Here is a 24,127-nt window from a genome sequence, read left to right on the forward strand (position 1 = left end):
ATCGTCGCCGTCCGACATGTCGCTACGCAGGGGTTGACACTATTGCCATTCTGTCTCACTCTCGATACATGACAGCGACAGTGTCTGCTCCCCGATCCGAACTGCCCCGTTTCGAGTTGCGCAGCGGACAGACATGGCGGGATCCCTTCGCGATGTACCGGGCGTTACGGGACCACGCGCCGGTGCACCGCGTCGACGACCCCGACGGTGACTACTGGGTGCTGTCCCGACACGCCGACGTCATCGCGGCCGCCGACGACCCGGAGACGTTCTCTTCGGCGCAGGGCCTCACGGTCACCTATGGCGAACTCGAGGCCATCGGGATGGCCGACCACCCGCCGATGGTGATGCAGGACCCGCCGTCGCACACCGCCTTCCGCAAGCTGGTCGCGCGCGGGTTCACGCCCCGACAGGTGGTCGAGGTCGAGCCGGTGGTGCGAGAGTTCGTCCGAGAGCGCCTGTCCGACAACACCTTCACCTCTGGTGGCGACATCGTCGGCACACTCTTCAAGCCGTTGCCGAGTATGGTGGTCGCGCACTATCTGGGCGTGCCGGAGTCCGATCGCGACCGGTTCGACGGGTGGACCGAGGCGATCGTCGGTGCGACCTCGGGCGTCGGCGGCGTGGCAGCGGCCGGCGAGTCGGCCGGAGCCGCGACGATGGAGATGCTGGCCTACTTCGCGGAGCTGGTGGAGTACCGACGCCGCAACCCGGGCAACGACACGGTCTCGCAGCTCGTCTCCGCCGGCCTCGCCGACGACCCCGAGAATCCGCACGGCCTCCTGTCGATCCTGGCCTTCACCTTCACGATGGTCGCCGGCGGCAACGACACCACCACCGGCATGCTCGGCGGGAGCGTCGCACTGCTGCACCAGAACCCGGCTCAGCGTCGCATGCTGGTCAACGATCCGGACGCGATCGGGCCGGCTGTCGACGAACTGCTGCGCCTCACCTCCCCGGTGCAGGGCCTGGCGCGGACGACCACTCGCGACGCCACCTATCCCGACACCCCCGACGGCCCGGTCACGATCCCGGCCGGTCGTAAGGTGCTGCTCTGCTACGGCGCGGCCAACCGCGATCCACGTGCGTTCGGCGACGACGCCGAGGAGCTCGACGTGACGCGCAGGCCTCGTCAGATCCTCAGCTTCAGCCATGGCAACCACCATTGCCTGGGTGCCGCGGCAGCGCGGATGCAGGCCCGCGTCACCTTGACCGAACTCCTCGCCCGACATCCCGAATTCTCGGTGGACGTCGACGGAATCCGCTGGGCAGAAGGAAATTACGTCCGCCGTCCGATCCATGTCCCCTTCCATGCCTGATCGCGACACGGCGCGTCGGCGGCCCCCGGACTGGCTGGCCTCCGATCGCACCGACCTCGCGCGGGAGAAGATCCTCGACGTCGCCGCAGATCTCTTCGTGACCGACGGGGTGGCGGCGGTCACGATGCGTGGGCTCGCGGGGGCGGTCGGCTGCTCGCGCGCCACCCTCTACCGCTACTTCCCCAACAAGTCCGAGGTGCTGGCCGCGTACGTCGAACGCGCCGCACTCACGCTCGGAGCCGCCATCGCCGACGATCTCCACGGCCCGGGCACCCCCGGCGACCGACTGATCCGTGCGATCTCCGCGGCGGTGTCCGGGGTGCGCGACCATCCGGCCCTGGCCGCCTGGTTCACGCCCGACGCGTCCGGCGATGCGGCCCAGATCGCAGTGCTGTCACCGGGTATCGAGGCCATCGCGACCGGGTTCCTACGCGAGATCGCCCCGGACGGCAGCGAGGCGGACCGCGTCACGCGAGCACGGTGGCTCGTCCGGGTGATCCTCTCGCTGCTGTCGACCCCGGGAACCGATGCCGCCGACGAGCGGGCGATGATCGAGCGGTTCGTGCTGCCGGTCGTGTTGCCGGACGGTCGGGCCGGCTGAGCGGTCAGCGACCGTCGCTGCGCCGCAGGGCGTCCAGGACTAGACGCGCCACCCCCGCCTTGCCGCGCGGGTTCAGGTGGAACGGCGCCGGCGGCTGCGCGCCGTACAGCCATGGACTCGACGAGCAGACCGTATGCGCTGCACCGCTCTTGGAGACCGTGACCAGCAAGGCGCGGGACTCTCGGGCCGCCGTGGCGGTCACCGCGACGAGACGGTCGTAGATCCGCACCGTCTCGGCGGTCTCGGCGGTCGAGAGTCCGAGTGCCCCACACCGGGGCCCGCTCGGATCGATCAGCGGCGGATAGTCGACGAGCACGATGGTCGCGCGCGGGGCGCGGGCACGTACGGCTTCGACGACTGCGACCAGCGAGTTCTGAACAGCGACATAGTCGCCCGACGTCGGCTCCGGCCGGGCCCGCGCGGGCGGGCAGCCGTGGATCGCCACCGAGCGGGCCGCGATCTGGTTGCGACAGCTGTGTGCCGCCACCCGACCGACGTAGGAGATGTCGTTGCCGCCGATGGTGATGGTGACCAGTCCAGTGTCGGGGGTGACGGCGTCGATCTGCGGGGCCCGAGCTGCCGGGAGTTGCGGGACCGAGAGGATGTTCGCGGTGGTCGCGCCCGAGCAACTGGCGTCGGCCAGCCGGAAGTGTCGGGCGGCCGCGACCTGATGCGGGTAGTTGTCCGCGGTCCGCAGGCACCGACGGTCGGCGAGCGGCGAGGAGCCCGGTCCGGCCGCGTACGAGCTGCCCAGTGCGACGTACTTCAGGTGTCGGGGCTGCACGGGCGCGGGCGCTGCCTCTCGTGCCTGTTCGCCACCGCCGCCGACGAGCGCGACGACCGATCCGACGAGCGCGACGAGTACGGCCATCGAGGCCAGCACGACGACGATCCGTCGGGTGCCGATGGCTTTCACGAGGGAAGTCTCACACAGTCGGCTCCGCATCACCGGCCACGCGCCGATCGCAGTGGTGTGACAGACATCTGATCCCCCTGCGTGCATGCGGTCACCGGCGTGAGAGCTGCACGCCACCAGTCAGATCGCCGGTGCGCGGTCGGTCGTTACGTGTCGTCGTCCCGTGCTCCCGCCGCAGGTGGTCCTCCGGTGGACGCACCGATCGGCGTGTTCTCGGATCGAGCGATCACCCCGGGATTGGCTCCGCACCGACGGGCTCGTCTACGCTCTTCTCGGTAACGGTTGTCATTATTCAAAGGAGTCCGCCGATGAGGCCGCCCCGCACTCGTCTCACCCTTGCCCTTGTGGGTCTGGCCTCGACCGCGACCCTCGCGCTCGCCGGCTGTTCCGGCGGCGGCTCCACCGACGGAACCCCGACCGTCGTCACGTCCACCGACGTGTGGGCCTCGGTCGCATCGGCAGTCGCCGGCGACAAGGCGGACGTCACCGCGCTCTACACATCGTCCGAGGGCGACCCCCACGAGTTCGAGCCGTCGGCGTCGGACACGGCGAAAGCTGCCGACGCCCAGGTGGTCCTCATCAACGGCGGCCACTACGACTCCTACCTCGAGGACGCCCCCAAGGCCGATGGCGCAACGGTCGTCAACGCCTTCGACCTGCTCTCCGATGACGAGCACGAGCACGCCGCGGAGCACGGCTCCGAGAGCGAGCACGCTGATGACCACGCCGAGTCGGGCGAGGGCCACGCACACAACCACGGTGAGACCAACGAGCACGTCTTCTACGACCTCGTCGTCGTGGGCCAGGTCGCCGACAAGGTCGCCGACGCGCTGGCCGAGAAGTCGCCCGACAACGCGCAGTTCTTCCGCGACAACGCCAAGAAGTTCACCGAGCAGATCGACGGGCTCCGCGCCAAGCTCGCCCAGATCAAGCGCGCCCACAACGGCACCGACGTCGCCCAGACCGAGCCGCTCGCCGGCTACATGCTGACCGAGGCCGGGCTGAAAGACGTCGCGCCTGCCGGCTTCACCGAGGCCGTCGAGGGTGGTCAGTCACCGTCCGCCGCCGACCGCGCGGCCATGGAGGACCTGCTGCGCACCAGGACCGCGAAGACCTTCGTCTACAACACGCAGGCCGTCGACCCGGTGACCGAGGCGTTGCTGGCGCTCGCAAAATCTGCCAACGTTCCGGTCGTGGAGTTCACCGAGACCCTGCCCACCGGTGTCACGTCCTACATCGACTGGCAGTCCAAGCAGATCGACGCGTTGAGCGGCGCGCTCACCGCGTCCGGCAATGCCCGCTGATCCGACCGATCCCGGGACCGGCGCCGACAAGGCCACCTCGTCGGCGCCGGTCGCGGTGTTCGACCATGCCCGCCTGGCGTTCGGTGGCCGTGTGCTCTGGGATGAGCTCGACCTGAGCATCGGCCGCGGCGAGTTCGTCGCGGTACTCGGCCCCAACGGCTCCGGCAAGACCTCTTTCCTGCGCTGCCTCTTGGGCCAGTACGCGTTGACCGGCGGAACGCTGCAGGTCACCGACGCCATCGGGTACATCCCGCAACAGCATGCCGACGACGCCGACCCGATGGCCGTACGCGGTCGCGATCTGGTCGGCTTCGGCGTGGACGGACGCCGCTGGGGGCTCGGCATCCGCGGCCGTCGTCGGCGCCGTGAGCTCGTCGACCACGCGCTCGCGCAGGTCGACGCGACCGCGTTCGCCGACGCTCCGGTCGGCGTGCTCTCCGGTGGGGAGCAACAGCGACTGCGGGTCGCGCAGGCCCTCACCGGCGATCCCGAGCTCCTGCTCTGCGACGAACCGCTCGCCAGCCTCGATCCGACGAACCAGCGACGGGTGGTCGACCTGATCGATGCCCGCCGCCGCTCGGCAGGCACGTCGATCGTCTTCGTCACCCACGAGATCAACCCGGTCCTGCCCGTCGTCGACAAGGTCCTCTACCTCGTCGGCGGCCGGTTCCGGATCGGCACACCCGACGAGGTGATGACCACGGCGACCCTGTCGGAGCTGTACGGCAGTGATGTCGAGGTCATCCGGGTCAACGACCGCCTGGTGGTGATCGGCGGCGAGGACGCCGTCCACCACTGTGTCGACGCCACCGTCGAGGAGATCGCCCCGTGATCGGTTCGACCACGCCGTCGGTGATCTCGCTCGCGGCCGATCGGCGGTTCAGCGACCTGTGGGATCTCGGCGAGACGGCGAAACTCCTCCAGTACGAGTTCGTCTGGCAGGCCATCCTCGCGCTGGCCCTGCTCGGCCTGCTCGGCGGCGTCCTCGCGCCCCTCATCGTCGCGCGGCAGATGTCCTTCGCCGTGCACGGTGTCAGCGAACTGTCGGTGACCGGCGCGGCCGCAGCGCTGTTGATCGGGTTCAGCGTCAACATCGGCGGCGTCCTGGGCGCTGTGATCGCGGCCGGCGTGTTCGGGTTCCTGGGTAACAAGGCCCGCGAACGCGATTCGGTGATCGGTGTCGTCATGGCCTTCGGCCTCGGCCTCGGCGTGCTCTTCCTGGCGCTCTACGGGCGCGTCGGCACGGGGTTCGCCTTGCTCACCGGCCAGGTCGTCAGCGTGGGCGTCCAAGGTCTCACCGCCATCGCCATCACCACCGCGATCGTCCTCGGCGTGCTGGCGGTGATCTATCGACCGCTGCTGTTCTCGTCGGTCGATCCCCGCGTCGCCGAGGCGCAGGGGGTGCCGCTGAAGGCTCTGTCGATCGTGTTCGCACTGCTGATGGGCCTGGCCTGCGCGCAGGGGGTGCAGATCATCGGCGCCCTGCTGGTCATGTCGCTGATGATCACGCCGGGTGCGGCCGCTGCCCGACTCTCGTCCAACCCGACGGTCGTGATCGGGTTGTCGGTGGTGTTCGCGGAGGTCGCAGCGGTCGGCGGATTGCTGCTGTCGTTGGCGCCCAAGCTGCCGGTGTCGGTGTTCGTCACCACCATCTCGTTCGTGATCTACCTGGTGTGCCGCTGGGTGGGCAGCCGTCGGACCGTCGTCACGCGCTGATCGACACCGTCACGCGCTGATCTGGCCCGTCACGCGCTGATCTGGCTCACACCGACCGTCGGGCACGGCTCACTCCTCGGGGCCGCCGGGGTTGCATCGAGTCTGGATCATCACCTGTTCGGTGACCACCGGTCGGGACGGTTCGAGGTTCCAACTCGGCTTGCCGGGGTCGACCGCGCGGGCGAAGTTCCAGTGACAGTCGAACTGCGCCTGCATACCCGGCGTGTCCGCGGTCGGGTCCTTCGCGACGACCTCGCGCCAGGCCTCGGCCGCGCCGCCATCGGCCGTCGACGACCGTCCGTTGGGAGTCGGCGTGACCTGCAGACTCCTCCCGACGGCGGTGTCGGCCCAGGTCACATGGTCGATGTAGGGCGGGGGATACGGGTCGGCCGTGGGTCTCCCGCTGGTCGCGGCGCCCTCGGTGCTGTCAGCAGCCTCGGCGTCCTCGGTGTCGGACCACCCGGGCTGATCCGGCCCGGCTGCACCCGATGCGGAGGTCGGTGCCGCACTCGACACGGCGGTCGGCCCCGACGAACTCGGCACCGACTCCGAACATCCCGCGAGGAAGGTCATAGCCCCGACGACGACCGCCACCACCACCACCACCCGTCGCGGCACTCGTTGCGCTATCGAGTTCCAACTGTTCCCCATCGACCGGACCATGTCTGGGACCATAGCGCCATGGCCAACGCCGTCCGGTCCGCCGCAGCTCACGTCGCCGACGTGCGGCACAGCGATGGCACCGAGCCCTCCGCCGTCGGACGGGACCGTCGCTCCGCACCCGCTGTCGACGGTCGGGGCGCCGACTCCTCCGGTCGTCGATGAGCACGTCGATGCACGGCGTCCGCGTGGGTGATGTGGTCGACGGCGGCACATACGTCGATGTCGCGGGGCGACCGATCTGGCACTTCGTCGACGGCGAACCGTCGGGGCCGCCGACGGTCCTGCTCCACGGCGCCTTCGCATCCGCAGCCACCTGGGGTGCACAGATCCCCGACTTCCTCGGTGGCGGTCTCCGGCTGTACGTCCCGGAACGGAGTGGGCACGGGCACTCCCCCGACGGTCCGGAACCGTTCACCTACGAGTCGATGGCCGACGAGCTGATCGCCTATCTCGACGGGGTCGTCGGCGGCCCGGCCCATCTCGTCGGATGGAGCGACGGGTCGGTGGTGGCACTGCTGGTCGCTTACCGGCGACCCGACCTCGTGAACCGGATGGTGGTGTTCGGCCAGTTCTACAACCAGGCCGGGCGAGAGGCGGACGAGTTCTCGGAGCTGCTGCGACGGCGCGATCCGCACACAGTCGACGTACTCCGTGCCGACTACGCGACCAACTCCCCCGATGGCGCCGACCACTTCGACGTGGTCCTCGACAAAGAACTCGCGCTGATCGCTCGCGCCCCCGACTACGACCTGCGCGGGTTGTCCGGGATCACTGCACCGACGCTGGTCGTCCAGGGTGACCACGACGTCGTGCGTCTCGAGCACAGCGTCGAGCTGGTCCGCAATCTGCCGGCGGGACGCCTGGCCGTGCTGCCGGGTACGCACATCCTTCCGGTGGAAGCACCCGAGCTGTTCAACCCTCTGGTGCTGTCGTTCCTGGCCCTGGATCCGCCGCGACGCTGGCTGCCCTGAGCGGCGCCCCGCTCCTGATGTGCCGGTCCCGATGTGCCGGTGCTGATGGGCCCGGTCCTGATGTGGGTCGAGGCCCGTACCCGAACTCCGCGTCAGGCAGGCGCGTGGGCGCGGCGCCACGCTTCGCGACGGGTGCCGTCCGGATCGGACTCCACCCGGTTCGGGTCGTCGATGATCAGCACGCGACGCTCGTCGGCGTCGTAGGCCGGCCAGCCCCGACCGGGCACGCTCGTGCGTGCGAAGTCGCCCCAGCGTCCCTGGACGTCGTCGGTCACCCGACCGGTGGCGCGCCAATCACCCACTGCCAGTCCGGCTCCCACCGGCGCCCGGAATGCGCCGAACACCGCGAACAACTCGGTCGCGTGGGTCGCCCCGAGTCCCGCCGCCTTCAGGACCCTGGTGTGGAAGTCGTAGCGGTAGAGGTACGTCGGTGCGACCGTGCTGTGGCCGTCGGCGAAGGAGACCGTCGGGGCCCAGAAGGTGGCGTCGCCGGAGAGCTGGATGAGATCGCGGTCGCCACCCTGATAGAGCTCCGCGATCGCGGCCCGGGTGTCGGCGTCGTCGATGCCGACGAGAGCCTTCTCGGAGTCGGGCAGGACATCCCAGAACTTGGCGAAGAGGTTGCCTTCGTCGCGGTTGCTGCCCAGCACCAGCGGCACCGGATGTGTCCGTCCCTGCAGCGCCGCCTCGAGCGGGGCGATCGGCAGCACGTCGTCGTCGACGACCGGCCCGAACGGGATGGGATCGCCCAGCTCGGCTTTCCGCGCGTAGCCCATGAGTCGGTTTCCCGCGCGCAGGATCTCGGCGGGAGACGCCGACGTGAGAACCCGTCGGGCGGTCTCGCCGTCGATCGCCTCGGCGCCGTCGCCGGGCCGCGCACGACGGGCGGGATCGGCGAGCAGACGGACGAACTCGTCGGCGTAGTGCCGCGCGTTGTCGGGTGAGACCACCAGCTCGGCGGCCGGGCTCTCGGCGATGGCCTTGGCGAACAACCCCTTCGAATCCGGAGTGGTCAGCAACGCGGTCACCGCGGACCCGCCGGCGCTCTCGCCGAACACTGTCACGTTGTCGGGGTCGCCGCCGAACGCAGCGATGTTCCGCTGGACCCACTGCAGCGATGCGATCTTGTCACGAAGACCGAGGTTCGCATCGAAATCCCGTCCGTCGCCGGAATAGCCGCGCAGGTCGAGGTAGCCGAACGGTCCGAACCGATACTGCACGGTCACGACGACGACGTCCTGGTCGCGCGCCAGGAACGCCCCGTCGTAGAGCGGGGTCGCGGTGGTGCCGAGGATGTACGCGCCACCGTGGACGAAGACCAGGACCGGACGAGGAGTCGACGACGGGCGGTCGGGCGAGAACACGTTGAGCGTGAGGCAGTCCTCACCGGTCGGGTGGAATCTGCCCGGCGCGACCGCCGTGAACCGCTTCTCCTGGATCGCGGCCTTGCCGTACTCCCGACAGGGACGGATCCCCGGCCACGGCTGCACCGGCTGCGGGGCGCGGAAGCGAAGAGCTCCGACCGGCGGCGCCGCGAAGGGGATGCCCTTCCAGCTGATCGTGCCCCTGCGCAGGCGCTTGCCGCGCACCCCCTGGACGCGGCCGTCGGCGGTGACGACCGTGCTATCGATCGATGTCATGGTTGCCACGGTAGACCACCCGGTCTGCGCGGCCCACCGTGTCGGAGATCCGATGCCCATCGGCCGACGCCGTACATCTGGTCCTGTGTCGTGTCGACGATCATCGCGTCAACGACGCCGCGGCACGGTTGCGCAGGGCGTACACCAGGTCGGGGTTGCCGCGTTGACGCCATCGCGGGCCGACGAACTCGGCGCCCGCATCCGGGTCGTCCCGGAGTGTGTGATCCAGCCAGCTGAGCATGATCGGCGCGAGTGGGTTGTGCTCCGGGTCGTCGGTGGGCGTGAAATGGCCGGTGCCACGCGCGCACAGGAGGTAGGCCGGCACTCGGGTGGTGAGCTCGTACTGCGTCCACCGGGCCCACAGGTAGTGCGGCACGACCACGTCGTTGTATCCGGTGAGGTAGAGGGTCGGCACCGTCGCGGTCACCCCGATGGCCACCGGGCCCGCCTCCACGGCGACTGCGCTCCGCACACGCAACTGCGGGTCGATCAGTCGCCAGATCCCGGTCGGCAGACCGATGGCCTGCTGGGTCGCCGCTCCCCCTGCGGAGTGTCCGGCAATGGCTACATGCCCGAGGTCGACCCGATCGTGTAGCGCGGACCGCGCGTCGGAGTTCGCTCTCGACACCGCCGCCGCGGCGATCAGCGGCAGGTAGGCGAAGGAATTCACGAAGTCGTACGGGATCGCGACCACGTAACCGTTGCTGGCCAACATCTTCGCGGCGCGGTCGTAGTTGCCGGGTTCGGAGAGTATTCCGCCCGTCCAGATCACCACGGGCAGTCGACGATCCGACGGAGTGTTCGTCGGATAGTAGAGCGCGACGCCGGCCGGGCTGGCCAGACCGTTCGGGAACGTCTGTGAACACTTCAGATTCGAGTAGGTGTTGCCGAACACATGGACGAGTCCGTTGGCGATCGTGCCGTAGAGCGAGGTGCACGCGCCCGCGTCCAGCGTCTGCGCCGTTCGGTAGGGACCGGTCAGGGATCTCGTTTCGTCGACGACCGTGGCTCGTGGTGCAGCATCGGCGACGGCGGTGTGGCCAAGTGCGGCGACCGCCGTCACGAGCGCGAGGACCGCGATGCAGAATCGGTGAGTCATGCAGAGTCGGTGAGTGAGGCGGGGCATGGCGGCGACTTCCGTTCGGGTGGTGGTCGGGTCAGATCGGCAGGATCGGCGTACCGATCTGTCTGGCCGTCTTCTGATCGAGGGCTCGGATGGCGTTGGCGAAGGTCTCGATCTGCCCGGCCATCAGGTTCTTGTCGAGCTTCTCGATCGCCCCGTCGGCCGGTGCAGCCGTCAGATACGTCTGCGACGGGATCAACGACATCGTGGCGATCCCGCTCTTGTAGAACGGCGCGCCCTCGCCGAAGTACAGGGCGGGCAACGGATCACAGGTGAAGGTCCGCTCGTTGGCGGTGCCACGGGCCCCGGCGAGGTAGATCGAGCGCATCGCGGGGGTGGTGGTGTAGCACCAGCCGACCTCGGGCCGGCCGGTCGGCGCGTAGCGTCGATGCCCCGCGTCGTCGAGCCACTCGCGACATCCGAGATGCTCGAGGGTCAGTGCCGCAACGGCTTTCCGGTGCGATCCCTTCCCGTCCCACCACTCGGGGTGCATCCGCATCCACCGACTCGACGCCTGCATGGTGCCGACGCCGTTGCCGACCTCGGTCTCGAACTGCGGGAGTTGGAAGTGACCCGTGACGAACACGAAGACGAGGGTCCGCCGTCGTCGGCTGATCGGCACCTGCGCGAACTGCCGCGCCAGTGAGATCAGACCGATCCCGCCGTTCTCCTCGGCGACGTTGGGGCCGTCGGTGTGGGTGTTGACGATGACCGTCTCGGCGGGGTTCGCACCGGGGAGGACGGCGAAGATCGTCTCCGTCGCGGCCCCGAGTGCCCGACGAGCGTGCATCACCAACCGTGCCGACGCCCCGCGTCGCGCCGATGCCCGGACCCGCTCGGCCTGGGCCGGACCGACCCACACGGCAGGGCACCCCTGGTATCCGGTGGTGAACGGCGCGTACTGATCGGCTGCCAACCCATCGCTGATGCCGGTGCGGATGCAGATCACCCCGCACACACCTGCCCTGACCGCGCCCTCGAGAGTCGGCGCACCGACGGCATCGGAGACGCTCGGCAGATACGCGATCGGGTCCGGCGGCTGCGCGTCGGACGGATACCGCCCCGATGCGCGGTAGCCGACGGTGATCGGGATCGGCAGCACCGGGACCTCGACGACGGCGATCTTGCCCCGCGCCGGCTCCCACGCACCGAACTGCCCCAGCACGCCGAGATACTGCAGGTCGGTGGTGACGCCGTCGGGACCGGTCACACCCGAGTACGGGTAGTAGAAGGCGAGCGGCACCGGCAGACCGTCGACGGCGAGTTCCCACCGCATCGGATCCCACCGGTCGAAGGTCAGGCGGTCGCGGTGGACGTGCAGACCGATCCGGTCCAGGTCAGCGGCGAGAGAGTCGATGAACCGTCGGTGTGCCGGGTTCCCGGTCAACCGCGGCCCGTGATCGGCGAGTTCCAGGTTGCGATCCCAGATGTCGTCAACGGACAGCCCGCGCGGAAGGCCCGGTGGCGAGGCGCCGGCCGACGACGTCGGCGACCAGAGGGCCGCACCGGCGAGCCCGACTCCGGCGGCCTGGAGCAACCGACGTCTACTCACCCCACGGCGCTGCGGCGCGGTCGGATCGACCTGTTCTGAGATGTCGACCTGTTCGGACATGGAGCACTCCCCCTCGGCGCCGAGGCTCGGGTCCCAGATGGCCGGCTCGACGTGATGTAGCTCATGAAGACCGGATGAATGTAGCCCCGCTCATGAATGAAAAACAAGAGCGTACTTTTATAGATCGACGGCGGCCCTCCTGCGTCCGTATCGATCGATTCGCGGTCTCCGCAGTTCACGAGGTCGGGGCGGTCATCGTGATAGCTTCACGTCGTCATCGACGCCCACCGCGCACGCCTCGCGAGAGACCCGGAGATCCGATCATGTCGATCAGCGTCGGAGACGCCGGAGGCGAGAATCCTCCCCGACCGACGGATGCTCCAGGGGCCGTCGTACCCGGGCTGTTCTTCCATCCGCCGACACCGCTGCCGCGTGGACGCCACAACGTCCCACGCGAGCAGGTCGACGCGGCGCAGAACGAGCGCCTACTCATCGCGCTGACCGAATTGGTCGCCGCGCGTGGATACACCGCGACCAGCGTCGGGGACATCGTGGAACGGGCACAGGTATCCCGGGTGGCCTTCTATCGGTCCTTCGCCGACAAGCAGAGTTGCGCCTTGGCGGCCTACGCCCGTTTCATCGACGTACTGCTCGCGAACATCGCCGCACGACTCGACCCCGACCAGGGCCTCGCCGAGTTCGTCGACTCCTGCCTGCGCGCCTATCTCGAGCCGATGCAGGACGACCCCATCGTCGGCCGCGCCTTCCAGGTCGAGATCGATGCGATGGGTGCGCCGGCGCGGGATCGCCGCCGCCAGGCGCTGCAGTTGTTCGCCGACACCCTCGCCGCCCATCACCGGCACCTCATCGACACCGGTCGGGCAGGCGGCACACCCCTCCCACCGTCGGCGTATCTCGGTGTCGTGTACGCGGTTCGCCAACTGACCTCGGACGCGCTCGAGACGACCGAACCCGTCGACCTCCTCGAATCGGTTCCCGAACTCTCGCGCTGGCTCCTGCGCCTGCTCGACGCATGACCCGGCGCCCCGTCGTTGCGCCGGGCGTCGTTGCGCCGATCCCACCGCTCGGGCAGGCTGTGGGCAGCGATTCGAGGGTCGATTGGGAGGTCGGAGACCATGCCGGTGTCGGAGTTGTTGCGAATGGGTGCGGCGCGCCCGATCGTCCGATGGGGTCAGCCGGTCATGCACCGGCCCGCATCCCCGGTCACCGACTTCGGGCCGGAGCTGCAGGCGCTGCTCGCCGACATGTTCGCGACCAACACCGCGGCCGACGGCGCCGGTCTCGCCGCACCCCAGGTCGGCGTGGATCTGGCCGTGTTCGTCTACGACTGCACCGACGAGGTCGGCGCCCGGCGCACCGGCGTCGTCTGCAATCCCGAGGTCGAGCTGCCCGAGGGCCGCGATCGCCGGCTGGAGTCGCGCTCCGAGGGATGCCTCTCGTTGCCCGGCGCCTACAGCGAACTCGCCCGTCCCGACGTCTCCACCTGCCGGGGTCTCGACCAGTTCGGCGAGCCGGTCGAGTTGACCGCGGGCGGCATCCTCGGGCGGTGTTTCCAGCACGAGACCGATCACCTGAACGGGGTGGTCTTCGGCGACCGACTGTCGGCGCGTGCCCGCAAGGCACTACATCGCACGCACGACGACATCGCCGACCGGTACGCCGACGACTGGCCGGTCTCCCCGAAGCGCTGACCGCGTGAACGCATCCGAGGAGATCATCGACCTCAACGCCGACCTCGGTGAAGGCGTCGGCGACGACGCATCGATGCTGGAGTTGGTCACCAGCGCGAACGTTGCCTGCGGATTCCATGCCGGCACGCCGACTCTGCTGCTGGAGACCTGTCGGGCGGCGGCCGACGCCGGGGTCCGGGTCGGCGCGCAGGTCTCTTACCCCGACCTCGCCGGGTTCGGGCGGCGCTTCATAGATGTCGCACCCGCTGATCTCGTCGCCGACATCGTCTACCAGATCGGTGCACTCGAGGGCATCGCCCGCGCCGTCGGCACCACGGTGTCGTATGTGAAACCTCATGGGGCGCTGTACAACAGCATCGTCACCCATGAGGGGCAGGCCGCTGCGGTCGTCGAGGCCGTCGGTCTGGTCGGCGGCGACCTCCCGTTGATGGGACTGCCGGGATCGGCTGCGTTGCGACTGGCGCGCGACGCCGGAATGCCCACGATCACCGAAGCTTTCGCCGACCGCGCCTACCGTGCAGACGGGAGTCTGGTGCCGCGCAACGAAGCCGGCGCCGTGCTGTCCGACAGCGAGGAGATCGCTGGGCGGGTCGTCCGGATGGTTTCCGACGGTCGGGTCGTCGCGATCGACGGATCCGAAGTCGTCGTCGACGCGGAGTCGATCTGTCTACACGGCGACACCCCCGGCGCCGTCGAGCACGCGCGTGCCGTCCGTCGAGCGTTGGACGAGGCCGGGGTGTCGGTCCGGGGTGTTCGGCGCGGCGGACGGTCGGGTGGGCGGTCGGATTCCTGACACGTCAGCGGGTCTCGGTCGGGAATGGCCACAGCCCGACCCGCTCAGGTGTCAAAAATCCGGAATCCGCGGCGCCCCTGTCCTGCCCGCCGACCACAAACTGCTCTCCAGCACGCCATCGCGTGGATATTGCACACGACAACCCGCTGGACGGCAGATCGTGGTCACCAGACCCGGAGCAGAACTCAGGCGCGCCGCTGTCGGGAGAACTCCGCCAGGACGACTCCGGCCGCGACCGACGCGTTGAGGCTCTCGACGTCGCCGGCCATCGGGATCGACAGGATCGAGTCACAGTTCTCACGGACCAACCGCGACAGGCCCTTGCCCTCGGAACCCACCACGATCACGGTGGGCCCGGTGCCGTCGTAGTCGTCGAGCGTCACGTCACCGTCGGCATCCAGTCCGACGAGCTGGGCACCCGACGCGGCCCAGTCCTTCAAGGTGCGAGTCATGTTGGTGGCCTGCGCAACCGGGAGTCGCGCCGCGGCACCGGCACTCGTACGCCAGGCGACTGCGGTCACGCTGGCGCTGCGCCGCTGCGGGATCAGCACGCCGTGTCCGCCGAACGCCGCGACCGACCGGATCACCGCACCCAGGTTGCGGGGATCGGTGATGTTGTCCAGTGCGACCAGCAACGGCGGGGTCCCGCTGTCGATGGCGTCTCGCATCAGGTCGTCGGGATGGGCGTAGGAGTACTCGGGCACCTGGAGGGCGATGCCCTGGTGGAGCCCGTTCGCCGACATCCGATCCAGCTCGTGCTTGCCGACCTCGAGGATCGCGATGCCGTTGTCGCCGGCGATCTGCGCCGCCTCGGCGACGCGGTCGTCGGGCTCGGAGTTCGCCACCAGGTAGAGCGCGGTGGCGGGGACGCCGGCCCGGAGGCACTCGAGTACCGGGTTGCGGCCGAGCACGTGCTCGGGCCCGTCGTCCTTGCGCTGACGTGCGCCGCCTCGGCCACCGGAGCCGGCAGCCGACGATTTCGCCGCTGCCTTCGCCCGCTTGTGCGCGGGGTGGTACGAGCGATCGGCCGCCTTCGGAGTGGCGCCACGGGCCTCGAGCCCGCGACGACGCTGACCGCCGGAGCCGACGGTCTGCCCCTTCTTGGAGCCCGACTTGCGGATCGCTCCCTTGCGTCGGGAATTACCGGCCATCAGGACTGTCCCTTCAACGACCACTCGGCGCCGTCGGGGGTGTCGGTGACCTCGATCCCCGCCTCCGACAGACGATCTCGAACAGAATCGGCAGTGGCCCAGTCCTTGTCGGACCGGGCCTGGGCGCGGCGCGCCAGCTCGGCGCGCACCAGCACGTCCAGCGCCCCGGTCGCCGCGGCGTCGTCACTGTCGCCGCGGGTCCAGCGCGCATCGAGCGGGTCGACACCCAGGATCGCGGTCATCGCGCGGATCGACGACGCCGTCGCGAGCGCCGAATCATGTTCGCCCGACTCGAGTTCGGTGTTGCCGCGTCGCAGCGCGTTGTGGATGGCGGCCAATCCGGCGGGTACCCCGAGGTCGTCGTCGAGCGCGATGGCGAACTCCGGCTCCACCTCGCCGATCACGACTTCTCCGACGCGCGACGAGACCCGCTCCAGGAACGACTCGATACGCCGATAACCAGCTGCCGCCTCGGCGAGCGCGCCGTCGGAGTACTCCAGCATCGACCGGTAGTGCGCGCTGCCCAGGTAGTAGCGCAGTTCGACCGCACGCACGCGCGACAGCATCGCCGGGATCGACACGACGTTGCCCAACGACTTGCTCATCTTCTCGCCACCCATGGTGACCCAGCCGTTGTGCAGCCAGTACCGGGCGAAGCCGTCGCCGGCACCGTGACTCTGCGCGATCTCGTTCTCGTGATGAGGAAAGATGAGATCCATTCCGCCGCAGTGGATGTCGAATTCCGACCCGAGCAGCGACGTAGCCATCGCGGAGCATTCCAGGTGCCAGCCGGGCCGTCCTGCACCCCAGGGGGTCGGCCACGACGGCTCGCCGGACTTGGCCGCCTTCCAGAGGGTGAAGTCGCGCGGGTCGCGTTTGCCGGTGCCGGCACTCTCACCCTGGTGCACGTCGTCGAGTTTGTGCCCCGACAACGCACCGTAGTCGGGCAGGCTGCGCACGTCGAAGTAGACGTTTCCGTCGGCGGTGTAGGCGTGACCGCGCTCGATCAGCCGCTCCATGTACTCGACCATCTGCGTGATGAACCCGGTCGCGCGCGGCTCCGCCGACGGCGGCAGCACCCCGAGTGCGTCATAGGCGGAGGAGAACTCACGCTCGTGGGTCGCCGCCCACTCCCACCACGGTCGGTCGGCGTCGGCGGCCTTGCGCAGGATCTTGTCGTCGATGTCGGTCACGTTGCGGACGAACAGCACGTCGAGACCGCTGTGCGCGAGCCACCGCCGGAGGATGTCGAAGGCGATGCCGCTGCGGACGTGGCCGATGTGCGGGACACCCTGAACCGTCGCGCCACACAGGTACACCGATGCGACGCCGGGGAGCAGCGGCTCGAAGTCGCGCACCTCTCGGGCAGCGGTGTCATACAGGCGCAAGGTCACGACGTGCAATCCTACCTGGCGGGAACCCTCTGGTTACGCCGCCTCAGTCCAGCAGAGCAGTGGCGATGGCGGCGATGCCCTCGCCTCGTCCGGTCATACCCAATCCGTCGGTGGTGGTCGCCGACACCGAGACGGGTGCGCCCAGCGCTTCGGAGAGCACCTGCTGCGCCTCCTCGCGCCGCGGACCGATCCGTGGTCGGTTCCCGACCACCTGGACGGCGCCGTTGACGACGGTGTGTCCCGCATCGCGGACCAGACCGGCCACGTGCGCGAGCATCGCCGTCCCCGAGACGCCCTCCCATTCGGGTCGGCCGGTGCCGAAGACCGACCCCACGTCGCCGAGCCCCGCGGCGGACAACACCGCGTCGCAGAGAGCGTGTGCACCGACGTCTCCGTCGGAGTGCCCCGCGCAGCCTGCCGTGTCCGGGAAGTACAGCCCGACAATCCAACAGTCGGCGTCGGGGTCGACCGGATGTGCGTCGGAACCGATCCCGATCCTCATCGAGCCCTCTCGGTTGTCATGGTCCGGCGTGGCCGGGTTTCGGGTGACGTCGCCTCCAACGAGATCCTGCCGAGCGGCATCGCGCGACAGTCCGTCATGCGCGGGTCTCCAGGGTGCGCCCGGCCGGGTCGGCCAGTACTGAGCGCGCGATCCGCAGGTCCCACGGAGTGGTGATCTTCAGTGCGAGCGGGTCACCGGCGACCACGTGGACCGGGATGCCTGCGCGTTCGGCAAGGCCGGCGTCGTCGGTGGCGATGTCGCCGGCCTCCGCATAGGCACGGACGAGCGCGGTGCGATCGAAACCCTGTGGGGTCTGGACGGCACGCACACCGTCGCGATCGACGGTGCCGTCGACCTGCTCCAGCGATGCGTCAGCAGATGAGGTGACCGACTTCAGGGTGTCGACGACCGGGATTCCCGGGATGACCGCGGGCGACCCGGCGCGCACGGCGTCGACGACTCGTCGGAACACCGACACCGGGGTGAGCGGACGAGCCGCGTCGTGCACGAGCACCACGTCGACGTCGTCGCGGAGTGCCGCGAGTCCGGCCCGGACCGAATCGGTCCGCTCGACCCCGCCGACGACCACTGTCGCCCCGGGTGCGGCCCGTGCGACGTGATCGCACAGTTCGGCCGGCACCACGACCACGACCTGATCGATCAGGTCGGTGGCGGCGATGCCGGCCAGACAGACCTCGAGGATGCTCCGACCGTCGAGGTCGACGAAGGCCTTGGGAACGGGTTCGCCGAGCCGTACACCGGAGCCGGCAGCCGGGACGATGACACCCGTCGTCATGCAGACGCCGGTCCGTCGGTCACCACGTCAGGACGCGGCGGCCAGAACCTCATCGAGAATGCTGGTCGCCTTCTCGTTGTCGGTGCTCTGGGCGAGCGACAGCTCGTCGACCAGCACACGACGCGCACGGGTGAGCATGCGCTTCTCGCCTGCGGACAGACCGCGGTCCTGCTCGCGACGCCACAGGTCGCGAACGATCTCGGCGACCTTGATGATGTCACCGGAGATCAGCTTCTCCTGATTGGCCTTGAAGCGCCGGGCCCAGTTGGTGGGCTCCTCGGTGTGCGGTGCGCGGAGCACCTCGAACACCTCCGCGAGGCCTTCCTGGCCGACCACGTCGCGAACACCGACGTATTCGAGCTTCGTCGAGGGGATCTGAACAGTCATGTCACCGTCGGTGACCTTGAGGACGAGGTATTCGATCTGCTCACCCTTGATGGTCCGGGTCACGATGTCCTCGACCCGTGCAGCACCGTGATGTGGGTAGACAACGGTGTCGCCAACTTTGAAATTCAATGTTCCGTGCCCCTTTCGAGTAGCCCCAGTCTAGCACGGACGTCCGAGAGGGCGCACCCAACGGTGCAGGTCACGGCCCTAGATCGATCGTTCGACCTGCTGAGGGCGGCGCCGTAGCAGGCCCCGTCGCAACCCGTCAAGACCTCCGCTCACAGCTGTCGGGAACACCGCTCCCGGCGACCGCGACGCGACCGTGCCGTCGGCCTATACCGGCTGCGCGACACCGGTTACGGCATCAATCCGCGACCCGGGGGGACTTTTCCGCGCCCGGCCCACTACGCTGCGTAGTGCGCAGGTTCCTACCGTGGCGGGCTCCACCGCCACCGGCGGGTACCGACGTCGAGAACCTTTGGACGACCTTGGAGGAACGGGTGTCAGTGCTTCCACAAAACGTGTGGCGGTCGGGGCTTCGCAAGGCCACCGACGGACGCCCGGGCCGTGCTCGGCGATTCACCACGGCGACCGCGGTCGCGGCCGTCAGTGCCGCCGTGGTCCTCGGGACCGCCGGCTGCGGAGCGGGCCAGATCTCGCAGACCGCCAACCAGCTGCCGGCCGTCAACGGCGCGAGCGCCTTCCTCGGACCGCTGAAGCTGCGCGACGTCCTGATCGTCTACCCCGCGCAACGGGCCGACGAGGTCTTCGGCGACGGCGGTCCGTTCGAGCTGTCCTTCGTGATCAGCAACGAGAGCCAGCTGGTCAACGAGCGGCTCGTGCGCATCACCCCGTCGCGCGGCACCGTCCGCATCGACGGCGCCACCGACATCCCGGCAGGCAAGGCATTGCGTGCGGGTACCCCCGCCGGTCTGCTGATCCCGGAGGACGCACCGGCCGACGCCACCGAGCGCCGCATCACGGTCACGCTGTCCGACGCCGGTAAGACCGTCGCTCCCGGCCTGACCACGCGACTCGACTTCACGTTCGCCGAGAGCGGCACGGTGCGGGTCGACACCCCCATCGACGCGGGTGCTCGCATGATCCGGCAGGACAAGATCCGCCAGGCCGAGGACCCGGCCGATCAGCACGAAGGCGAGGAGTCGGGCGGCCACTGAGCCGTCGCCGACCAACCGACCCACGAACGCCCCGCGCGCACCCAGGTGCCGGCGGGGCGTTCTGCTGTCCGACGCATCGACGATGCGGCCGGAACCTGATCGAACGGGTCAGTTGGTGACCACCCCACGTAGACCGTCGGCACCGAACAGCGGTTCCAGCATCGAGCCGAAGTCCGGTCCGCGTCGCAGCATCTGGCCGCCGTCGACGTTGATGACCTGACCGGTGATCCAGCTCGATTCGTCCCCGAGCAGGAATGCGGCCAGACGTCCGACGTCGGCGACGTCGCCCACCCGCGGCAGTGGCGTCGACACCCGGTAGTCCTCACTCAGGACGGCATCCGACAGCACCGGCGCCACCAGGTCGGTCCGGATCAGACCCGGCCGGATCCCGTTGACGCGCACTCCACTCGGACCGAGCTCGTCGGCCCCGAGGGCAACCAGATGGTCGACCGCCGACTTGGTCACGCCGTAGGCGCCGAACCAGCGATGGGTGTTGCTGGCCGCGATCGAGGAGATGGCCACGAAGGAGCCACCGCCGCCCCGGACGAGCTCGCGTGCGCCGTGTTTGAGCGTGAACATCGTGCCGTTCACGTTGAGGTCGACGGTCCGCTTCCAGGCCGCGGTGTCGGTCTGGGTGATCGGACCGATGGTCTCGCTCCCGCCGGCACACGCCACGACACCGTCCAGCCGGCCACCGTGAGCTGTCGCCGCCGCAACCGCATCGGCCACCTGGTCCTCATCCGTCACGTCGGCCACCTGAACGTGCACCCTTCCTCCCTGTGACGTCAGTCGGGAGGCCACCTCCTCGAGCCGTTCCCTCGTCCTCCCGACGATCGTCACCACCGCACCGCGATCAGCGAGGATCTCGGCGATCCCGGCGCCGATTCCACTGCCGCCCCCGGTCACCATTGTCGATTTCCCTGACATGTCCATGCCGGAATACTAGAACGTGTTCCAATTCTGCCGACGGGTCCCGTGCGACCCTCTCGACGGAAGAACGTGTCGGCCGTCGCCTCTAAGCTGTCGATGTGGCCAGAGTGAAGTCGAACTACCGATGCAGTGCGTGCGGCCACTCGGTGGCGAAATGGGTCGGTCGCTGCCCCGACTGTGGCGAGTGGGGCACCGTCGACGAGGTCGCCGGCGTGCCGGCCGGCCCTAAGGGATCGGGAGCCGTCGCCCCCACCAGTCCTGCCCGGCGCATCACCGAGGTCGATGCCGACTCGTCGGCCTCCATCGCGACGGGTATCGGTGAACTCGACCGCGTCCTCGGTCGTGGGGTCGTGCCGGGCTCGGTCGTGCTGCTCGCCGGCGAACCCGGGGTCGGCAAGTCGACGCTTCTGCTCGAGGCGGTCAAGTACTGGGCGAAGGGCGGCCGCACCGCCCTGTACATCACCGGCGAGGAGTCGGCCGGACAGGTGCGGATGCGCGCCGAGCGCACCGATGCCGTCCACGAGAACGTCTACCTCGCATCCGAATCCGACCTCGGCACCATCCTCGGCCACGTCGACGCGGTGTCGCCGTCGCTGCTCGTCGTCGACTCGGTACAGACCGTCGTGGCATCCGCAGTCGACGGGGTCACCGGCGGCGTGACCCAGATCCGGGCGGTCACCACCGCCCTGGTGTCACTCGCCAAGAATCGCGGCATCGCGGTCATCCTGGTCGGTCACGTCACCAAGGACGGCGCCGTGGCCGGTCCACGGTCGCTGGAACACCTGGTCGACGTCGTCCTGTCCTTCGAAGGTGACCGACACTCGAGTCTCCGGATGGTGCGGGGTATCAAGAACCGCTTCGGCCCCGCCGACGAGGTGGGGTGTTTCGAGCAGCGCGACGACGGCATCCACCAGGTCCCCGATCCGTCCGGGATCTTCTTGCACCAGCGCGGCATCGACGTCACCGGTTCCACCGCCCTGGTCACCATGGACGGCAAACGTGCGCTGGTCGGTGAGATCCAGTCGCTCGCCAACCCGTCGACGATGGCCACACCTCGGCGTGCGGTATCCGGACTCGACTCGGCACGTGTCGCGATGGTGCTGGCCGTTCTGCAGAGTCGACTGTCGGCGAAGGTGGGCGACAAGGAGATCTACGTCGCGACGGTCGGCGGGATGCGCGTGACCGAACCCGCAGGCGACCTCGCCATCGCACTGGCGGTCAGCTCGGTCCTCAACGACACCCCGATCCCCCAGTTCACCGTCGCCATCGGCGAGGTCGGCCTGGCCGGTGAGGTCCGGCGGGTGTCCGCGGTCGCACGACGGGTCGCGGAGGCGAAACGACTCGGGTTCATGCACGCGATCGTCCCGGCCGCGACCGACGAGAAGCTGCCCACCGGGATCAAGGTGACCCGCGTCGGAGATCTGCACCAGGCGGTGCGGGCCGGACTGGTCAGCGTGGTCGCCGCGCCGTTCTGACCGAGTGGGCGGTCAGGGAGCCCGCAGCCGCCGCTTGTCGTCATCGGACAGCTGACTGTTCTCCACGTGCGCGGCGAAATGCTCACGCGCCCTGATGGTCACGAAGATCGCGTGCGCCGTCGCCACCGGATCGTCGGGGTCACCGATGTGCGCGATCGCTTCGGTGTAGACCTTGCGCCGCTGCCTGCCCATGATGTCGGCGCGGAACTGGAGGGTGGAGCCGATCGGGATCGGTCGCCGATAGTCCACCTCGAGATGGACGGTGACCGCCGACGGGCCGATGAGCAGCGGCGCCATCCCCATGACGTCGTCGAAGGCGGTCGAGAGGATGCCGCCGTGGATCACGCCCGGACCGCCCTCGAACCGGGACTCGACCTCCATGGTCGCGGTCACAAAGAAGTCGTCGCCCGCGAACATCTTCAGTCGGAGTCCGGCCGGCGACTGCTCACCGCAACCGAAGCAGGTCGAGTTGTGCATCCGCATCTGCTCGCCCGGTCCGACCGCCTTGGGATGGCGTTCCAGCGGGTCGAGCTCGGTGGGCACCACAAAACTGCTCGTCACGCCCCGTTACCCTAGTCGCAGTACACGCGTCGACCGGCACCGGTCGGCAGAGAGGGCGCCACCATGGCCGAGGCCGCCAGATCAGAACTCACGCGAGAGACGCTCGCGCGGGTCGCGCCGGGCACCGGTCTGCGCGACGGCCTCGAACGCATCCTCCGCGGTGGTACCGGGGCGCTCATCGTGCTCGGACACGATTCCGACGTCGAGAAGATCTGCGACGGCGGATTCCACCTCGACGTCGAGTTCGCCCCGACGCGGTTGCGCGAGCTGGCCAAGATGGACGGCGCGGTCGTGATGTCCACCGACGGCAAGCGGATCGTGCGCGCCAACGTGCAGCTGGTCCCCGATCCGTCGATCCCCACCGAGGAGTCGGGCACCCGCCACCGGGCCGCCGAGCGCACCGCGATCCAGACCCGCCATCCGGTGATCTCGGTGAGCGCCTCGATGTCGATCGTCAGCGTCTACGTCGACGGCATGCGTCGGGTGGTGGAGAGCTCCGATCCGATCCTGTCCCGCGCGAACGTCGCCCTGACCACCCTCGAGCGCTACAAGACCCGACTCGACGAGGTGTCGGCCCAGTTGTCCCGCGCCGAGATCGAGGACTACGTGCTGCTGCGTGACGCGATGTCGACGGCCCAGCGCATGGAGATGGTGCGCCGGGTGTCGGTCGAGATCGAGGAGTACGTGCTCGAGCTGGGTGTCAACGGTCGTCAGGTGAGCCTGCAGCTCGAGGAGCTCATCAGCGACAACGACACGATGCGCGAACTACTCGTCCGCGACTACTACGCGAGCCCGGAGCCGGCCAGCACCGAGGAGGTGCGTCAGGCCCTGGAGTCCGTCGAAAGCCTCAGCGACGCAGACCTCCTCGACCTCACCCTGCTCGCCGGCGCCTTCGGCTACCCCACCACCATCGACGCGCAGGACACCGCGATGAGCCCGCGCGGCTACCGTCTGCTGGCCCGCATCTCCCGACTCCAGTTCGCCCACATCGACCGTCTCGTACGCAATTTCGGCACCCTGCAGGCGTTGCTCGCGACGTCGGCCGCCGACCTCCAGGCCGTCGAGGGCATCGGCAGCATCTGGGCTCGGCACATCCGCGAGGGCCTCTCCCGCCTGGCCGAGACCAGCATCGAGCGGTACGACTAGTTCTTGCTCGGCGGTCGTCGGCTCGCCTTTCGCGGTTGTTCTCCGGGCGGGCGGATTCTTGACACCTGAGCGGGCGGCGCTGTGGATGGTGCACGGCTGGACCCGCTGAGGTGTCATTTGTGCGACCACACCGTGCGCAGCTCGAGCCGGTCCCTTGCCCCGCCATCTGACTGGGCCATCCAGCAGCCGCCACCGGCCCCATTCGGATTTCTGACACCTCAGCGAGCATCGCTGCGGATGGTGCACAGCTGAACCCGCTGAGGTGTCATTTGTGCGGTCACCCGCCGACTTGCCCCG

At 69.1% G+C, this 24,127-nt stretch carries 25 protein-coding genes; 13 read left to right on the plus strand and 12 right to left on the minus strand.

Annotation, left to right across the window (positions count from 1 at the left end):
* Window positions 1-68 precede the first annotated feature (68 nt).
* Window positions 69-1,319, plus strand: a complete 1,251-nt coding sequence (locus tag GS4_RS09180; RefSeq protein ID WP_051989674.1) for a cytochrome P450 — start codon at window positions 69-71, stop codon at window positions 1,317-1,319.
* A complete protein-coding gene (locus GS4_RS09185; protein WP_007619810.1) occupies window positions 1,312-1,920 on the plus strand; it encodes a TetR/AcrR family transcriptional regulator in 609 nt (202 codons plus the stop codon). Before GS4_RS09180 ends, GS4_RS09185 begins: the two co-directional genes overlap by 8 nt.
* Window positions 1,921-1,924: 4 nt before the next feature.
* On the opposite strand, the gene GS4_RS09190 is transcribed toward GS4_RS09185, so the two are convergent.
* Window positions 1,925-2,836, minus strand: a complete 912-nt coding sequence (locus GS4_RS09190; protein WP_007619811.1) for an SGNH/GDSL hydrolase family protein — start codon at window positions 2,834-2,836, stop codon at window positions 1,925-1,927.
* A gap of 308 nt (window positions 2,837-3,144) precedes the next feature.
* On the opposite strand from GS4_RS09190, the gene GS4_RS09195 reads away from it, so the two are divergent.
* Genes GS4_RS09195 through GS4_RS09205 form a run of 3 tightly spaced genes read left to right on the plus strand, consistent with a single transcriptional unit; the run spans window position 3,145 to window position 5,856 of the window.
* The gene (locus GS4_RS09195) at window positions 3,145-4,140 is read left to right on the plus strand and encodes a metal ABC transporter solute-binding protein, Zn/Mn family (RefSeq protein ID WP_007619813.1); all 996 of its coding nucleotides are present in this window, start codon (window positions 3,145-3,147) and stop codon (window positions 4,138-4,140) included.
* Window positions 4,130-4,972: a metal ABC transporter ATP-binding protein gene (locus GS4_RS09200; RefSeq protein WP_007619815.1), complete on the plus strand. Its 843-nt coding sequence runs from the start codon at window positions 4,130-4,132 to the stop codon at window positions 4,970-4,972. Before GS4_RS09195 ends, GS4_RS09200 begins: the two co-directional genes overlap by 11 nt.
* Window positions 4,969-5,856, plus strand: a complete 888-nt coding sequence (locus GS4_RS09205; RefSeq protein WP_007619817.1) for a metal ABC transporter permease — start codon at window positions 4,969-4,971, stop codon at window positions 5,854-5,856. The genes GS4_RS09200 and GS4_RS09205 overlap by 4 nt, the downstream gene beginning before the upstream one ends.
* A gap of 69 nt (window positions 5,857-5,925) precedes the next feature.
* Here GS4_RS09205 and GS4_RS09210 read toward each other — a convergent pair whose 3' ends face one another.
* Window positions 5,926-6,507 carry a DUF2599 domain-containing protein gene (locus GS4_RS09210; RefSeq protein ID WP_245555599.1) on the minus strand — a complete coding sequence of 194 codons (582 nt, stop codon included), beginning with the start codon at window positions 6,505-6,507 and terminating at the stop codon, window positions 5,926-5,928.
* A gap of 30 nt (window positions 6,508-6,537) precedes the next feature.
* On the opposite strand from GS4_RS09210, the gene GS4_RS25590 reads away from it, so the two are divergent.
* Window positions 6,538-6,681: a hypothetical protein gene (locus GS4_RS25590; RefSeq protein ID WP_157226559.1), complete on the plus strand. Its 144-nt coding sequence runs from the start codon at window positions 6,538-6,540 to the stop codon at window positions 6,679-6,681.
* Between the two features lie 8 nt (window positions 6,682-6,689).
* Window positions 6,690-7,490, plus strand: coding sequence for an alpha/beta fold hydrolase (locus GS4_RS09215; RefSeq protein WP_007619821.1), 801 nt, complete (start codon window positions 6,690-6,692; stop codon window positions 7,488-7,490).
* Between the two features lie 92 nt (window positions 7,491-7,582).
* On the opposite strand, the gene GS4_RS09220 is transcribed toward GS4_RS09215, so the two are convergent.
* The 3 genes from GS4_RS09220 to GS4_RS09230 form a co-directional block, all read right to left on the minus strand.
* Entirely contained in the window at window positions 7,583-9,130 is a 1,548-nt protein-coding gene (locus GS4_RS09220; RefSeq protein WP_040510061.1) for a carboxylesterase/lipase family protein, read from the minus strand.
* A gap of 100 nt (window positions 9,131-9,230) precedes the next feature.
* Complete coding sequence (locus GS4_RS09225; RefSeq protein ID WP_040509952.1) at window positions 9,231-10,229, minus strand: alpha/beta hydrolase family protein; 999 nt, start codon at window positions 10,227-10,229, stop codon at window positions 9,231-9,233.
* A gap of 58 nt (window positions 10,230-10,287) precedes the next feature.
* Complete coding sequence (locus GS4_RS09230) at window positions 10,288-11,865, minus strand: zinc-binding metallopeptidase family protein (protein WP_007619827.1); 1,578 nt, start codon at window positions 11,863-11,865, stop codon at window positions 10,288-10,290.
* A gap of 263 nt (window positions 11,866-12,128) precedes the next feature.
* Here GS4_RS09230 and GS4_RS09235 point away from each other — a divergent pair, with 263 nt between their 5' ends.
* The 3 genes from GS4_RS09235 to GS4_RS09245 all read left to right on the plus strand — a co-directional run bounded on the left by GS4_RS09235 (window position 12,129) and on the right by GS4_RS09245 (window position 14,310).
* Entirely contained in the window at window positions 12,129-12,842 is a 714-nt protein-coding gene (locus tag GS4_RS09235; protein ID WP_007619829.1) for a TetR/AcrR family transcriptional regulator, read from the plus strand.
* Window positions 12,843-12,941: 99 nt separating this feature from the next.
* Entirely contained in the window at window positions 12,942-13,517 is a 576-nt protein-coding gene (gene def / locus GS4_RS09240; RefSeq protein ID WP_007619831.1) for a peptide deformylase, read from the plus strand.
* A gap of 4 nt (window positions 13,518-13,521) precedes the next feature.
* On the plus strand, window positions 13,522-14,310 hold the full coding sequence (locus tag GS4_RS09245) for a LamB/YcsF family protein (protein ID WP_007619833.1): 789 nt from the start codon (window positions 13,522-13,524) through the stop codon (window positions 14,308-14,310).
* Between the two features lie 185 nt (window positions 14,311-14,495).
* Here the strand turns inward: GS4_RS09245 and rlmB are convergent, their stop codons facing one another.
* From rlmB to GS4_RS09270, 5 genes are all read right to left on the minus strand, one after another.
* Window positions 14,496-15,461, minus strand: a complete 966-nt coding sequence (gene rlmB / locus GS4_RS09250; RefSeq protein WP_007619835.1) for a 23S rRNA (guanosine(2251)-2'-O)-methyltransferase RlmB — start codon at window positions 15,459-15,461, stop codon at window positions 14,496-14,498.
* Window positions 15,461-16,855: a cysteine--tRNA ligase gene (gene cysS, locus GS4_RS09255; protein ID WP_007619837.1), complete on the minus strand. Its 1,395-nt coding sequence runs from the start codon at window positions 16,853-16,855 to the stop codon at window positions 15,461-15,463. Before cysS ends, rlmB begins: the two co-directional genes overlap by 1 nt.
* Window positions 16,856-16,898: 43 nt before the next feature.
* Window positions 16,899-17,357: a 2-C-methyl-D-erythritol 2,4-cyclodiphosphate synthase gene (gene ispF, locus GS4_RS09260; protein WP_007619839.1), complete on the minus strand. Its 459-nt coding sequence runs from the start codon at window positions 17,355-17,357 to the stop codon at window positions 16,899-16,901.
* A 94-nt stretch (window positions 17,358-17,451) separates the two neighbouring features.
* Window positions 17,452-18,153, minus strand: a complete 702-nt coding sequence (gene ispD / locus GS4_RS09265; protein ID WP_007619841.1) for a 2-C-methyl-D-erythritol 4-phosphate cytidylyltransferase — start codon at window positions 18,151-18,153, stop codon at window positions 17,452-17,454.
* A 27-nt stretch (window positions 18,154-18,180) separates the two neighbouring features.
* Window positions 18,181-18,669 (minus strand): CarD family transcriptional regulator, encoded by a 489-nt coding sequence (locus GS4_RS09270; protein ID WP_007619843.1) that lies wholly within the window; start codon window positions 18,667-18,669, stop codon window positions 18,181-18,183.
* Between the two features lie 377 nt (window positions 18,670-19,046).
* On the opposite strand from GS4_RS09270, the gene GS4_RS09275 reads away from it, so the two are divergent.
* The gene (locus GS4_RS09275) at window positions 19,047-19,718 is read left to right on the plus strand and encodes a copper chaperone PCu(A)C domain-containing protein (protein WP_245555600.1); all 672 of its coding nucleotides are present in this window, start codon (window positions 19,047-19,049) and stop codon (window positions 19,716-19,718) included.
* 108 nt (window positions 19,719-19,826) lie between these two features.
* Here the strand turns inward: GS4_RS09275 and GS4_RS09280 are convergent, their stop codons facing one another.
* Entirely contained in the window at window positions 19,827-20,651 is an 825-nt protein-coding gene (locus GS4_RS09280) for an SDR family oxidoreductase (protein ID WP_040509954.1), read from the minus strand.
* 95 nt (window positions 20,652-20,746) lie between these two features.
* Here GS4_RS09280 and radA point away from each other — a divergent pair, with 95 nt between their 5' ends.
* Entirely contained in the window at window positions 20,747-22,123 is a 1,377-nt protein-coding gene (gene radA / locus GS4_RS09285) for a DNA repair protein RadA (protein WP_040509956.1), read from the plus strand.
* A gap of 12 nt (window positions 22,124-22,135) precedes the next feature.
* On the opposite strand, the gene GS4_RS09290 is transcribed toward radA, so the two are convergent.
* Entirely contained in the window at window positions 22,136-22,666 is a 531-nt protein-coding gene (locus GS4_RS09290; protein ID WP_007619849.1) for a PaaI family thioesterase, read from the minus strand.
* 81 nt (window positions 22,667-22,747) lie between these two features.
* Here GS4_RS09290 and disA point away from each other — a divergent pair, with 81 nt between their 5' ends.
* A complete protein-coding gene (gene disA / locus GS4_RS09295; RefSeq protein ID WP_007619850.1) occupies window positions 22,748-23,830 on the plus strand; it encodes a DNA integrity scanning diadenylate cyclase DisA in 1,083 nt (360 codons plus the stop codon).
* Window positions 23,831-24,127: the final 297 nt, after the last annotated feature.

This window comes from Gordonia soli NBRC 108243, from assembly GCF_000334455.1.
Classification (GTDB): domain Bacteria; phylum Actinomycetota; class Actinomycetes; order Mycobacteriales; family Mycobacteriaceae; genus Gordonia; species Gordonia soli.

Excerpts from the sequence above, each read along its gene's own strand:
- GS4_RS09225 (WP_040509952.1), bottom strand. The coding sequence starts at position 10,229 with ATGACTCACCGATTCTGCATCGCGGTCCTCGCGCTCGTGACGGCGGTC.
- GS4_RS09180 (WP_051989674.1), top strand. The coding sequence starts at position 69 with ATGACAGCGACAGTGTCTGCTCCCCGATCCGAACTGCCCCGTTTCGAG.
- GS4_RS09280 (WP_040509954.1), bottom strand. The coding sequence starts at position 20,651 with ATGGACATGTCAGGGAAATCGACAATGGTGACCGGGGGCGGCAGTGGA.
- ispD (WP_007619841.1), bottom strand. The coding sequence starts at position 18,153 with ATGACGACGGGTGTCATCGTCCCGGCTGCCGGCTCCGGTGTACGGCTC.
- GS4_RS09220 (WP_040510061.1), bottom strand. The coding sequence starts at position 9,130 with ATGACATCGATCGATAGCACGGTCGTCACCGCCGACGGCCGCGTCCAG.
- GS4_RS09200 (WP_007619815.1), top strand. The coding sequence starts at position 4,130 with ATGCCCGCTGATCCGACCGATCCCGGGACCGGCGCCGACAAGGCCACC.
- disA (WP_007619850.1), top strand. The coding sequence starts at position 22,748 with ATGGCCGAGGCCGCCAGATCAGAACTCACGCGAGAGACGCTCGCGCGG.
- GS4_RS09210 (WP_245555599.1), bottom strand. The coding sequence starts at position 6,507 with ATGGGGAACAGTTGGAACTCGATAGCGCAACGAGTGCCGCGACGGGTG.
- GS4_RS09215 (WP_007619821.1), top strand. The coding sequence starts at position 6,690 with ATGCACGGCGTCCGCGTGGGTGATGTGGTCGACGGCGGCACATACGTC.
- GS4_RS25590 (WP_157226559.1), top strand. The coding sequence starts at position 6,538 with ATGGCCAACGCCGTCCGGTCCGCCGCAGCTCACGTCGCCGACGTGCGG.
- def (WP_007619831.1), top strand. The coding sequence starts at position 12,942 with ATGCCGGTGTCGGAGTTGTTGCGAATGGGTGCGGCGCGCCCGATCGTC.
- GS4_RS09230 (WP_007619827.1), bottom strand. The coding sequence starts at position 11,865 with ATGTCCGAACAGGTCGACATCTCAGAACAGGTCGATCCGACCGCGCCG.
- GS4_RS09235 (WP_007619829.1), top strand. The coding sequence starts at position 12,129 with ATGTCGATCAGCGTCGGAGACGCCGGAGGCGAGAATCCTCCCCGACCG.
- GS4_RS09195 (WP_007619813.1), top strand. The coding sequence starts at position 3,145 with ATGAGGCCGCCCCGCACTCGTCTCACCCTTGCCCTTGTGGGTCTGGCC.
- GS4_RS09185 (WP_007619810.1), top strand. The coding sequence starts at position 1,312 with ATGCCTGATCGCGACACGGCGCGTCGGCGGCCCCCGGACTGGCTGGCC.
- rlmB (WP_007619835.1), bottom strand. The coding sequence starts at position 15,461 with ATGGCCGGTAATTCCCGACGCAAGGGAGCGATCCGCAAGTCGGGCTCC.
- ispF (WP_007619839.1), bottom strand. The coding sequence starts at position 17,357 with ATGAGGATCGGGATCGGTTCCGACGCACATCCGGTCGACCCCGACGCC.